Origin of the sequence: Aquisalinus luteolus, from assembly GCF_009712425.2 — a bacterium.
Taxonomy (GTDB): domain Bacteria; phylum Pseudomonadota; class Alphaproteobacteria; order Caulobacterales; family Parvularculaceae; genus Aquisalinus; species Aquisalinus luteolus.
Genome location: NZ_VCJR02000001.1, coordinates 1,258,819 through 1,271,589 on the forward strand (window position 1 = coordinate 1,258,819; position 12,771 = coordinate 1,271,589).

The window sequence follows — 12,771 nt, forward strand, 5'->3', positions numbered from 1 at the left end:
CTCGCTGAGGCGGGCTTTTTTTATCGGCCTGTTTCGTACAACGCGATGGCGGCGGCGTTCGATACGTTCAGGCTTTCCATCTCCGCCGCGATCGGAATGCGCACGAGCATGTCACAAGTCTGGCCGACCAGCTCGCGAAGGCCCGCCCCCTCGGCCCCCATAACGAGAGCGACGGGCTTGTCCTTTGGCATGTCGGCGACCAGCGTGTCCGCTTCCCCGGCGAGGCCGGCACAGAAGTATCCCATCTCTTTCAGCGCCTCCAGCGAGCGCGCGATATTGACGGCCTGAACACAGGGCACGATGTCCACGGCACCAGCGGCGGCCTTGGCAAGCGCCCCGGAAAGCGGGGGCGTGCGTCGCTCCTGCACGATGATTGCCCGGGCGTTGAAGGCCGCGGCAGTGCGGAAGATCGCGCCGATATTGTGCACATCCGTCACCTGGTCGAGCACGATTACCGGACGTTTTTCACCCTCGACCGGCTGGCAGGTCTCTTTCAGCCGCGCGCGGGGCAGTTCGTCCATATAGGCGGCAAGGCCCTGATGGACCGAGCCGGGCGGCAGCATGCCGTCAATGGCGTCAGGCTTCAGGTCATCGGGTGTTGCCTCGATACCCTGATCTTTCAGCCACTGGGCCGCATTCAGGGTCGCGACCAGCCGGTGGATCTTGCGCTCGGGGTTTTTCAGGGCGGCGGCAACGGCATGGCGGCCATAGAGCCAGACCGGGCGATCCTCGTCCAGCTCGCGCTCATGGCGATGCGGCGGGCCTTTCTTTGGACGCGGTTTACCGCCGCTCTGGCTGTGTTTGGAGGATGGCTTGCGGGAAGAGGGGCGTTTATTGTTCATGGCGACGCCATACAGGAGTGCAATGGGCAGGAAAAGCACGAAAAAACATTCCGGTAGGGCAGCTTAGGTGTTGCAAGGTCCCCGAGTCGTTTCTATAACGCCTGCTCTTTACCGCACACGGTAATCTCGTGAGCCCTGTGGAGGGGTGGCCGAGTGGTTAAAGGCAGCAGACTGTAAATCTGCCCGCATAGCGTACGCTGGTTCGAATCCAGCCCCCTCCACCATTCAAAATCGGTTTGCTGAAGGCAAAAGATTTGATCCAGTGGATCAAATCTAGATTTTGGATGCCTCGGCAGGGGCCCTACGGACTGGCTCTCCAAATATCGTTTGCTCCAAGCCCCCACACCCAAATCCCCCTTGCAATCGCCGCCACACCTTCGTATCCAAGGTGCTCGCTGTGACAGCGCGGGCTTGCCCCGCCGAAGCGCAGCGAAGGCGGGTATAGCTCAATGGTAGAGCAGCAGCCTTCCAAGCTGAATATGCGGGTTCGATTCCCGCTACCCGCTCCAGTTTCTCGCTTGCCAATAATGCTGAAAACCGGTCATTCTTCGTGACGGGCAGGGGGAGAGGCCGTCATTCAGTTCCGGTTCAACGATGAATTGCTGATCGACGAGAAACAGCGCCATCAGGCGGCGCTGGAATATCCGGACCTGTTCTTTGCCCTCCATAACGAGCAATTGCAGATCGACTTCAGGCGGTTCGATGCGGCGGGCAAGGCGCTGAAGACGCGGGTAAGGGCTCTCGGCCTGTTCGTCATCGGCATGACGTTTTTCTCATTCGTCATCGCCCTGACGGAACCGGCCTTCTGCCTGTCCGATGCTGTCCTTGGTCTTTCCGGCGTCATACTGACGGTGATGGCCGTCATTGGCCTGTTTGCCGGTACCGCGGCGATCTTTCTCGGCAATGTCGGCGTACTGACCGGCAAGGCAAAGCGGGCCTGGCTACAGAATCGTCTGGTAACGGAGCGCCTGCGCCAGTGGAACTATCAGTACATGATCGCTCATGCCTCTGATTTAGCTGATGCAGCGGGGAATGAAGAGGGAAGGGCCACTTGGCTGCGACAGCGCGAGATCGCCTATGGTCGCCTGCAGACGAGTTTTATCGACCAGATCGACGCGGAATATTCATCTTACATCGCCATCAATCCTGCAACGCCTTATGATGTACTCATCAATGACGATATGCCCGGCCCGCCGGTCTGGCTTGAACCGTCCTGGAAAAAGAACATCGGTGAAGTCAGCACGGTACAGAGTAGCCCGGCAGTTGAGCAATTGCTCGATGCCTACTACCGCCTGCGCGTGCTGGGGCAGCTGCAATATAACCGCTACAAGCTTGAGGAAGAGGGCAAGTTCTGGGTCCATCCACGGGTTCAGGCAAGGCGGCTGAAATTCCTGTCCTCCAGCACGATCGTCATAGGCCTTGCCTGCAACGCCGCCGCCCTGATCTTTATCCTCGTCGGGATCACCGGGTTGTTCCCGATCGCCGCAGGCGTGCTGGCCGTCCTCTCGCTGCTGTTTTCCGTCTGCATCAAGGCGGTGGAAGAGGGCCTGCAGCCTGAGCGTGAAATCCAGCGCACCGTCGATTACCAGCGCCGGGTCGAGGCCGTTGAGAAGACCTTCACCACGTCAAGTGATGTGGGCGAACGGCTGAAAGCTGCCATCCACCTAGAGGAGACGGCGTTCCTCGAGATGGTCGACTTCCTCTATACCAATGCCCGCGCCCGGTTCGTGGTCTGATATTTATTCTGTGCCTTCGTTTTCCATCGGTACGGTCGCATCGAAAAGCAGGAAATCTTCCGCCCTTGCAACGGTTTCGGTCTCTCCCGAGGGTGAGAAAAGCGTGTTCCACCAGTTCTGCATCGTCGGGCCCCACCAGTCAGTGCTCAGCATGCCGCGTCTGTCGCAGGGATTGGTGAGAGGCTGTCTGCCGGCACCCATGCCTTCCAGGATAGGGGATGAAATATCGAACTGATCGACACCCTGCTGTTCGATCTGGGCACATCCCATTTTGCGCATCTCGCTTGAGGACAGGGCCGTCAGGTCTTGCCTGGCGTCGTAGATATGGAGATTGCCCTCAAGGTCCAGCGTGGCGAACCGGCTACCGTCCGGCGCAAACCCCGCCGCGGAATAAGGCTTGCCATGGCCTGGAAATTTCACGATCAACTGACCGGTCTCCATGTCGCGCATCATGCCCTTGCCCTGCCAGGAGGTAGCCAGCAAGTGTCGTCCATCGGGGCTGGAGGAGAGCTTCATGATCTCGCCATCAAGCTCTGAGAAAGTATTCAACAGTCTGCCGGTCTGTATGTCCCAGACGCGTACGGACAGATCATTGAAGTCCCCGCCGATGACGGCGTATCGGTTATCGGCACTGAACGCCAATACATTTGGCTCACCGGCCATCGGGCCGAGGCGATGAACCAGTGCACCGGTATCGGCATTCCACAGATAGGCTTCCCTGAAATCGCGCGTACTGGTCAGCACATGACGGCCATCGGGGCTGAGAATTGCATGGCTGATTTCCAGGCTGGTAAGCCTCCCGCTCTCTTCCTTGTAGGGGTGAGAGATCGTCGACAGGGCCTGTCCACTGGCGGTATCGTAAACTGTGGCTTCGGTGTAGTCACTAAGCATGACGTGACTTCCGTCCCGGCTCAGTTGCATGCGACCCCAATAGTCGCCGGTCGCCCAATTCAGAACTTTTTCGCCAGACCTGACATTCCAGGAGATAAACTGCCCATCCTCGTGATAGGAATGGAGGGTGAGACCGTCAGCAGCGAACGATGCAAATTTCACAGGGCTGGGATGGCCGAGCGCATGACGTGTCTCTCCGGTTTCTGCATCCACAACCAGAAGCCGTCCTGACTGATCCTGATGGATGACACTTTTGCCATCATTACTGATCTCTGCACGGATCGTATCGTTGAATATTTCGCTTTGCGCCATTGCGGGCAGTATCCACAGGGGCTCTCCGGTAACAGCATCGACCATAAGGGTTTCACCGAAATTTCCCCGCAGTAAAAGGCTCAGGCCATTGGGGTGCCAAGCCATGGATTTGGCCGTTACGTCGCCTCCATCGAAGAATTTTTCGGGTCGATCCTTGTCTATCTTCCACAGCACAGCCGGTGGATCGTAATTTGCGACCAACGCAAAGCGCATTTCATCGTCGAAATAAATACCCCCCGTATCGTCATAGCTGTCGGCGATGAGCGAGCTCACCTCCCGAACCTCGACATCATTTTTGAAAGCCGGCCTGACCATGCCCAGCTCGAAGAACTCGCCGACGGATGCCTCGTTGTCCTTATTGGAAGACCAGATGCCCGCATCGCCATAGGTGTCGACAATCAGTACTTCGCGCTCGCCGGGCAGGAAGCGCGCATCGCGTACCGTGCTGTAGGCTCCCTCGAACTGTTTGCTGTAACCGTAATTCACGAAATGCTGGTGTACGCCGACGCCATCGCGATAGAGCAGCAGGTCGCCCTGTTCAGATATCGATATCGGCCAAACGGCCCCGAACGGCGCGTATACTTCTCCCTTGAAGCCGCCGGTTTCGGTGTCCCAGATGAAAATACCCGTGCTCTCCAACTTGGTGACCAGCGTCGAGCCATCGGCAGAGATCATCGCTTCGTTGAAATAATCGCCTGAAGGAAGGCTTTCGATGGAGGAGGCCTCGATGACCGTCTCTATATCGCCGGTACTTCCCTCACGGATGATTGCCCTCCCGTCTTCTGCGACGCTGAAGATCGTGCTGCCTGATCTGTCCGTGCCGAAGGAGAGGATATAGCCGTCGTGGCCAGTCAGTTCAGTGCGCTCTCCAGTCCTGAAATTGATGAGAACGAGTTGGCTATCGTCGTCTTGAGCCAGGAAGCGCTCATTGTCCGGCATCATGACCGGAGAGTATAGCGGCTCTTCAAGCCTCGATATTTCCTCACCGCTCGTTGCATCCCAGATTTTCAAGGCGCCACCATCCCAGCCCGAGATCATCGTGTCGTCGTCACTGAAGGCCGGGGCGTCGCTGCCGTAATTCGGGCCTGACACGCCTTCTCCGAGAGTGAACAGCAAGTCGCCCGTTGCCGTATCCCAGACATAGAATGGCGGTTTTTCTTCCGGGCTATCATAGTTTTCCCAGTGTTCATTCAGCGTCACGACGCGCGACCCGTCACTGGAGAAATCTGCCGCCATGACCTGTGTCGGCAGGGTCAGGTGCGTGTTGAACGATCTGGCAAATTGCGCCCGGGCGTGCCCATCATCCGGTTTGATCAGCACACTGTCATCTGGCAGGCCACCGACAGCCCAGAGCAGGGCGCGACGCTCGTCACCGGCTTCGGCATATTGCCGGGCGCGATCTGCGAACAACAGCGACTCCCGGTCTGCGACGATCTTCGTCTGGCCGATAGAAAGCGCACCGGCGACAATGGCACCGGTGAACAGGGTCAGGGCGCCAGCAAACAGCGCCTGCGCCTGCCGCTGGGCGGCACGCTGGCGCTGCAGATCGCGCTGTTTCAGGTCATCATAACCGAGCCCCAGAATGCCAGCTGCAATGCGCACCAGAGCATCGTGCTTGCCGAACTTGCGCACATCGACGGCGAGCGGTTCTGCAGGTTCGTCGGAAAGGTTGCCGTCCGGTCCGACCTTCCATTTCAGCGCATCGGGAAAGCAGTCTTGCGCAGGGTCCTTCGCGTGGGGCTCGCCATCGACGATGAGCACGAAGATGCGCGTCTCGCGACCCAGCGACTTGAACTTGCGGATTTCCTTGTCGACCCATTGTGATTTTGCCGATTTGGGGGAGGCGATGATGATCTGCGCATCGGACGTCTCCAGCGCTGCCTCGATCCGTGGGCCCAGCTCCGATGCCGCCCCTTCCTCGGCCTCGTCACGATAGACGCGGCCAAGCTTTTTCGGCACCGTGCCGACGGGTGTCGTCAGGCCGATGACCTGCTTTGGAACCTTGTAGGTCTCCAGCGCCTTGTGCAGCCACACGGCCCAGCCGTGGTCGGCATGGCTGTAGCTGATGAAAGCGCGATATCTGTAGTCCATTGCCCCACTCCCCAAAGGAAGCATGGCACAAAGAAAAAGGGCTGCCTAGCAGCCCTTTCATGTGTTTTAAAATGCCAGCTGTGCAGGAAATCCCGATCAGGTGCCTGACATGGCCGGATTGACCAGCGTGAAACAGTCGCCACCTTCCTTGATCACCGCCTTGCAGGCCTTCTGGGCCTCGTCCTCAGTCATACCGTTGAAACGGATGCGATAGATCGGCTTGCCGGCAGATGTCGTTTCTGAAATCTCGTTGATGAGAATATCGGCGACGCCAGCGATGACGGTCTTGGTGTTGACCATTTCAGTACTGGCGAGCGAGGCATCGCGATAGGCACCGGTCTGTATCGACCAGCGGCGTTCGCGGCTGAGGCTGGCATAGTCGATGTCGCCTTCACCGATATTGATGTCGTCTTCCTCAGCCGTGGCGAGACGCAGGGCGGCGGTGTTGAGCTTGTCGGCATCGCTGAGATTGATCATTTCGCCGAGATCGTCAGCCGTTGTCAGGCCGTCGCTGTCTTTCCAGTCGCCGGACTCGATTTTCTCTTTCAGCTGGGCCTGCAGGGCCGGGGAACCGGAAACGGTCCCCATGTCAGCAGAGGCGAGGATTTCCAGCCTGTCGGGTTCTGTCGTCTGCTTCGGCCAGGTACCGCCCAGTTTAGCGAGTGTCGTCGGCTTCAGGTTCGGTTCAGGCTTCTCCCGATGCAGGGCGCTGATGAGTGTCGGTGTCGCTTCGATCGCCTCATAGGCATCGTCGAGGATCTTTTTCATGTGGGCGTCACGGGTGTAGCTGGAGCGGCCGCCAAGCACGATCCCGATCAGCCGGTCGTCGCCGCGCATGGTGGTCGTGGCGAGGTTGTAGCCGGACAGGCGGGTATAGCCGGTCTTCAGGCCATCAGCGCCATCGAAGCTTTCGACAAGCCTGTTATGGCCCTTGATGGTGCTGCCCTTCCAGGTGAATGAGGTGTCGCCGAAGAAGTGGTAATATTGCGGGAAGTCCTGAACCACGCGCTGAGACAGGATCGCGAGGTCGCGCGCCGTGGTCACCTGGCTGGAGTTGGGCAGGCCGGAAGCATTCCGGAATGTGGTCGATCGCATGCCCATGGAATTGGCCTGCTCTGTCATCATGCGGGCGAATTTGCTCTCGCTGCCGCCGATCTTCTCGGCAACGACAACGGCAACGTCGTTGGCGGACTTGATGATGAGCGCATGAATGGCTTCTTCAACAGTGATCGTGGAGCCGGTCGTGACGCCCAGCTTCGAGGCGGGCATGGCGGCTGCCGTACTGCTGACCTTGAGTTTCGTGTCCAGCTCCACATTGCCGGCTTCCAGTTCCTGGAACAGCATGTACAGCGTCATCATCTTGGTGAGAGAGGCTGGATAGCGCTTCTGGGTGGAATATCTGTCGAACAGTATGTCGCCAGTATCCGCATGGATCACCAGAGCAGCATACTTGCTGTTGGCGCTGGCTGGCGACACGGGCGCAAAGGCCATCATCACGACTGCCAATGCGGCGACTGAACACAACTTACCTATCGACATAAATTTCATGCTAACCCTGTCTGAAGCTTTACCCAATACCCTTGCCTAGTGATTTACAGCAGACGATACATTATCACAGTTGCAATGTCAGGTTACATTTTCTTCTATTTGGGTAAACAACCGGTTAAGTATCTGTTTACCAAAACACCATGAGTCTGCGATTTTCTACTCATGATTAAATTTGTGCGCTGCACAAAACACTCTTGACATTAGCCCCCAATTCCACCATCTTGTGCAGTGCAACATAGGCATAGCGGGTTAATCCCGTGTGTATCATACGGGACAGAACTTAAAGGAGATCCATCATGAGTGCAGCCAAGAAAGCTCAAGAAGAAACTGTCGACGCCGCAAACGACATGGCGAAGAAATTCGAAGAGAAGATGAAAGATTACAGCACGCAAGCCTCGGCAACCATGAAAGAAAACATGGAAAAAATGTCCAAGGGCATGGCCGAGTTCGGCGAATTCGGTAAGGAGAACGTCGAAGCCGTCGTCGCTTCCGCGTCCACCTTTGCCAAAGGCTTCGAGGACATTGCGACCGAGCAGGCCAACTACGCCAAATCCTCCATGGAGAAATCCGTCGAGCAGATGAAGACCATTTCTTCTGCCAAGACGCCGCAGGACTTCATGGAAGCCCAGACCGACTACGTCCGCTCCGCGTTCGAAGCCAACATCTCCCAGATGAACAAGCTTTCCGACATGTGGATCGCGACGGCCAAGGATTGCTCCGAGCCGCTCAGCCGCCGCTATACCGCGATGGTCGAGAAGGTTCAGTCCTTCCGCGTCTGATGACAGATTGGTAGGCTATCAAGGGGATGGCCTGACCTTACCGCTGTAGCGTACACGAAGCCCGGCTGTTCATCCTGCAGCCGGGCTTTTCGCATCCGCGTCTACCGGTTGCGGAGGAACCAATAGGGCCTCCGCCGCCTTCGCCTGCAACCCGCCTCATCCCTGAAAGGCCCCCCCGAAAGGCACGCCCATGATCGATTTCTTCACCTTCTCCCGCCCGTCCAGGCCAAACAATTTCCTCGCCTGTACCGATGAGTACTGCCCCAAGGCGGGGTTTGATGTCACCGCGCCGGTTTTTGAAGTGCCTCTGGCGCAGGTCGTCGAGGTCTGGGACAGCATTATCGCCGAACAGCCCCGCCTGGAGGAAACAGGCCGCTCAACAGATGGCTGGCAGCGCGAATATGTCCAGCGCACACGCTTCCTGCACTTCCCCGATATCATCACCGTGCGATTCGTCGCCGAGGATGTGGGGGCGGAGGCGCTGCCCGTGACCCGTGTCCTGATGCACAGCCAGGCGAAATTCGGCTATTTCGATTTCGGCGTGAACAGGCAGCGCGTCATGGGCTGGCTTGCCGACCTTGAGCGCCGGCTGCTCTTGAAAAATAACTGAACAGGCCCAGTTTATCGCGTGCGGGGGTTGGTCCCCGGAACACAAAACGGACAGTGTTGGCCGGTTATGGCTGATCTGTGCTGAAATCCCCGTTAGACTAGATCCTTCTTCACTCAGATCATGCCAGACTTTGAAATGTCAGACTGCCGCGCGATGAAATTCCAGATGTCCAAACCCTTTCCGGCCACACTTGCCATCCGCTTGGCCGACAACGACCCCGATGATCCCGGCCATGATGATCCGGGAAGAGGGGACCCGGGCCGCGAGACCGGCACGGTCACGAAGACGCGCGTCAAACCCGCCCGTCCGGCTCTTTACAAGGTCATTCTTCTGAACGACGATTACACACCGCAGGAGTTCGTGATCTGGCTCCTCGAGGCGGTCTTCAAAAAGGGCCGCGAGGAAGCGACTCGGATCATGCTGCATGTGCACCAGACAGGCGTCGGCATTTGCGGCGTGTACACCTTCGAGGTAGCGGAGACCAAGGTCGCACAAGTGCTTGAGCTGGCCCGGCGCAACGAGCATCCGCTCCAGTGCATCATGGAAAAGGATTAACGGCGTACCCACATAGTAGAGACAGTACCAAACCCCACGGAGTATCTTTTGGCCGCTTTCAGTGAAAATCTCGAAAAAACCATCCATCGCGCCATAGCCATTGCCAGCGAGCACAAGCACGAGCTCGCAACCCTTGAACACCTCCTGCTTTCCCTGACCGAAGACCCGGACGCGATCGGCGTCATGAAGGCCTGCTCGGTCGACATTGCGCTCCTGCGCCAGAACATCATCGACTATCTGGAAGAAGACCTCGCCAAGCTGGTCGTCGAGGATCTCGACGAGGCCAAGCCCACCACCGGCTTCCACCGGGTCGTCCAGCGTGCGCTCATCCATGTGGAAACCTCCGGCCGCTCCGAAGTGACGGGCGCGAACATCATTGTCGCCCTGTTTGCCGAGCGCGAGAGCCACGCCGCCTATTTCCTCCAGGCCCAGGACATGACCCGCTATGACGCGGTCAACTACATTTCCCACGGCCTGTCGAAGAACCCGGCCATGAACGAATCGCGCTCGCCATCGGGCATCAACGACGATGACGACACCCAGACCCGCCAGGGCCCGGATGCGCTCGAGGCCTATACGATCAACCTCAACGACAAGGCCCGCAAGGGCAAGGTCGACCCGCTGATCGGGCGCGAGCGCGAGGTCGAACGTGCCATCCAGGTGCTGTGCCGCCGGCGCAAGAACAACCCCATCCTTGTCGGCGACCCCGGCGTCGGCAAGACCGCCATCGCCGAAGGTCTCGCCCGCAAGATCGTCGAGAGCGACGTGCCGGAAGTCCTCGAAGACGCCGTCATCTATTCCCTAGACATGGGCGCGCTGCTCGCCGGCACACGCTATCGCGGCGACTTCGAGGAGCGGCTGAAGGCCGTGTTGAAACAGATCACCGAAATGGACGGTGCTGTCCTGTTCATCGACGAGATCCACACCGTCATAGGTGCGGGTGCGACGTCTGGCGGGGCCATGGATGCCTCGAACCTCCTCAAGCCCGCACTGCAGGACGGCAATTTCCGCTGCATGGGCTCCACGACCTACAAGGAATACAAGCAGCATTTCGAGAAGGACCGGGCCCTTGCCCGCCGCTTCCAGAAGATCGACATCACCGAGCCGTCCGTACACGATACGATCGAGATCCTGCGCGGCGTGAAGTCCTATTTCGAGGATCACCACAAGCTGAAATACACCGACGAGGCGATCAAGACCGCCGTCGAACTGGCGTCGAAATACATGACCGACCGCAAGCTGCCGGACAAGGCGATCGACGTGATCGACGAGGCCGGTGCCCGCCAGATGCTGTTCAAGCCGGAGGACCGTGTCGAGACCATCGGCGTCGAACAGATCGAGGATGTGGTCGCCACCATGGCCCGCATTCCGGCCAAGTCGGTCTCCAAGAACGATGTGGAGCGCCTGCGCTCCCTGCCGGACGACATCAAGCGCGTCGTCTACGGACAGAACGAGGCGATCGACCAGCTATCGGCCGCGATCAAGCTGTCCCGTGCCGGCCTGCGCGAACCGGACAAGCCCATCGGCTCCTACCTGTTCGCGGGCCCGACCGGCGTCGGCAAAACGGAAGTCGCCAAGCAGCTCGCCTCCATGATGGGCGTCGAACTGCTCCGCTTCGACATGTCTGAATATGGCGAACGCCACACGGTCTCGCGCCTCATCGGCGCACCGCCGGGCTATGTCGGCTTCGAACAGGGTGGCGGCATGCTGACCGACGCCGTCGACCAGCACCCGCATTCGGTCGTGCTGCTCGACGAGATCGAGAAGGCGCACCCGGAAATCTACAACATCCTGTTGCAGGTCATGGACAATGGCTCGCTGACCGACACCCATGGCAAGAAGATCGATTTCCGCAATGTCATCGTCATCATGACGACCAATGCGGGCGCGGCCGATGCCACGAAGAACGCCATCGGCTTCGGCGCGGGCAAGAAGTCCGGCGAGCAGGGCGAGGCGATCCGCCGCCTGTTCACCCCGGAATTCCGCAACCGCCTCGATGCGATCATCAACTTCGCCGGCCTGTCGGCCCCGATCATCGACCGCATCGTCGCCAAGTTCGTCCTCCAGCTGGAGGCGCAACTGGCCGACCGCAACGTCACCTTCGAACTGTCAGAAGAGGCGACCCGCTGGCTCGCAGAGCGCGGCTTCGACGAGGAGATGGGCGCACGGCCACTGGCCCGCACCATCCAGGAATATGTCAAGAAGCCGATCGCCGACGAGATCCTGTTCGGGTCCCTGCGCAAGGGCGGTATCGTCCGTGTACTGGTCGACGCCAAAGACCCCGGCAAGCTCGCCTTCGAATACATCCCGGAAGACCCTGAATCGGTCGAGCCGGGCGAAGGCAACGGCAAGGTCGAAGAGGCCAAGGTCGAACGGTAGTGAAACGCTTTTGACTGATTTTTAAGCAAAGTATATAAGATAGCATAACGGGGAAGGGTTTTGGACACTCCTTCCCCGCTACTCACATCACCCCTTTGGACGGGGGATAGGAGAGAAAGCGGTAAGCGACCTGCTTTATGCAGCAACCACTTTCCCCCAATTTTAGAGCACCGACAGTATTAGAAATTGTCGGTGCTTTTTATTTCTTTTATCTCGATAGTACCTTCGCCGGTATAGATTAGGTCGAAAGCGTTGGCGGCTAGTTTCAGCCATTTCACTCGGGCTGCATGGTCCCACTGTTCACCAGTTTTGGGTAAGGTCTTTAGCAAACCTTCGATGAAAGGATGGAGCTCAAATTCACTAGAAAAATCGTCCTTTCTATCGTCTGCTTTTTCGTCTTTTGTAGAGCCGTGATCATCAGTGTCTTTGGGACCATCTTTTATTATCGGTAAAGTAAGCCGATCAGCACCGGCCCAATAGAAACCTGCTTGTCTTGCTGATCGCTCAAAAACTTGTCTCGCTTTATCTTTTTGCTTTGGCGAGACGCCTAGCCGGACAAACTCTTCCTCAAGAGCAGTACCTTTTGGAAGCATCCTGCCCTTATAGCTTTCATACACTTGGCGATAGAGGGGAACGCTCAGGAAAGAATCGACGCGAGCTTTTTGATCCTTTTGCGGATCAAGAATATTCATTCCAAGCTGTGTAAGCCTGACGCCACCTCTTTCAACTTCAATTAGCCCGAAAATTCTGGGTGGCGAGAGGCGCGCCCTATACGCTCCACCGCGAGCTGACACATCTAGTACACCCGCTAACTGTTCATTTTCACAGCTTTGTCCCCCTGTACTAAATATTGCTCGAGCTACTTCCGTGGCAGAATCCAGATCATTGTAAGGAAAGCTAATTGTAGATCGGGCTCTTTTCTCTGAGCCGTCGCTGTCCTCGTTGGAGCTATGGTCGTCGTCGGTCATAACTATTCCTTTCGATGATCATATAAGGTTTATCCGGTCGTGGGGTCAATATACTTAATG

9 protein-coding genes and 2 tRNA genes are annotated in these 12,771 nt (G+C 57.8%); 7 read left to right on the forward strand and 4 right to left on the reverse strand.

Annotation, left to right across the window (positions count from 1 at the left end; all coding sequences use genetic code 11):
- Positions 1-20: 20 nt before the first annotated feature.
- Positions 21-842, reverse strand: coding sequence for a 23S rRNA (guanosine(2251)-2'-O)-methyltransferase RlmB (rlmB, locus tag FF098_RS05895; protein WP_155138382.1), 822 nt, complete (start codon positions 840-842; stop codon positions 21-23).
- A gap of 139 nt (positions 843-981) precedes the next feature.
- Here rlmB and FF098_RS05900 point away from each other — a divergent pair.
- The 3 genes from FF098_RS05900 to FF098_RS05910 all read left to right on the forward strand — a co-directional run bounded on the left by FF098_RS05900 (position 982) and on the right by FF098_RS05910 (position 2,578).
- A tRNA-Tyr gene (locus tag FF098_RS05900) sits at positions 982-1,066 on the forward strand.
- A gap of 211 nt (positions 1,067-1,277) precedes the next feature.
- Positions 1,278-1,351, forward strand: a tRNA-Gly gene (locus FF098_RS05905).
- 90 nt (positions 1,352-1,441) lie between these two features.
- Positions 1,442-2,578, forward strand: coding sequence for a hypothetical protein (locus FF098_RS05910; RefSeq protein ID WP_155138384.1), 1,137 nt, complete (start codon positions 1,442-1,444; stop codon positions 2,576-2,578).
- Positions 2,579-2,581: 3 nt separating this feature from the next.
- On the opposite strand, the gene FF098_RS05915 is transcribed toward FF098_RS05910, so the two are convergent.
- Both FF098_RS05915 and FF098_RS05920 read right to left on the reverse strand, forming a co-directional pair.
- On the reverse strand, positions 2,582-5,872 hold the full coding sequence (locus FF098_RS05915) for a toll/interleukin-1 receptor domain-containing protein (protein WP_166426351.1): 3,291 nt from the start codon (positions 5,870-5,872) through the stop codon (positions 2,582-2,584).
- A gap of 96 nt (positions 5,873-5,968) precedes the next feature.
- On the reverse strand, positions 5,969-7,411 hold the full coding sequence (locus FF098_RS05920) for a D-alanyl-D-alanine carboxypeptidase (protein ID WP_166426352.1): 1,443 nt from the start codon (positions 7,409-7,411) through the stop codon (positions 5,969-5,971).
- Between the two features lie 305 nt (positions 7,412-7,716).
- On the opposite strand from FF098_RS05920, the gene FF098_RS05925 reads away from it, so the two are divergent.
- The 4 genes from FF098_RS05925 to clpA all read left to right on the forward strand — a co-directional run bounded on the left by FF098_RS05925 (position 7,717) and on the right by clpA (position 11,743).
- Positions 7,717-8,199 (forward strand): phasin family protein, encoded by a 483-nt coding sequence (locus FF098_RS05925; RefSeq protein WP_155138390.1) that lies wholly within the window; start codon positions 7,717-7,719, stop codon positions 8,197-8,199.
- Between the two features lie 190 nt (positions 8,200-8,389).
- Positions 8,390-8,809 (forward strand): DUF1499 domain-containing protein, encoded by a 420-nt coding sequence (locus FF098_RS05930; RefSeq protein ID WP_155138393.1) that lies wholly within the window; start codon positions 8,390-8,392, stop codon positions 8,807-8,809.
- A gap of 165 nt (positions 8,810-8,974) precedes the next feature.
- Positions 8,975-9,364 carry an ATP-dependent Clp protease adapter ClpS gene (gene clpS, locus FF098_RS05935; protein WP_155138395.1) on the forward strand — a complete coding sequence of 130 codons (390 nt, stop codon included), beginning with the start codon at positions 8,975-8,977 and terminating at the stop codon, positions 9,362-9,364.
- Between the two features lie 48 nt (positions 9,365-9,412).
- Positions 9,413-11,743 carry an ATP-dependent Clp protease ATP-binding subunit ClpA gene (gene clpA / locus FF098_RS05940; protein WP_155138397.1) on the forward strand — a complete coding sequence of 777 codons (2,331 nt, stop codon included), beginning with the start codon at positions 9,413-9,415 and terminating at the stop codon, positions 11,741-11,743.
- A gap of 179 nt (positions 11,744-11,922) precedes the next feature.
- Here the strand turns inward: clpA and FF098_RS05945 are convergent, their stop codons facing one another.
- A complete protein-coding gene (locus FF098_RS05945) occupies positions 11,923-12,711 on the reverse strand; it encodes a hypothetical protein (protein ID WP_155138399.1) in 789 nt (262 codons plus the stop codon).
- Positions 12,712-12,771: the final 60 nt, after the last annotated feature.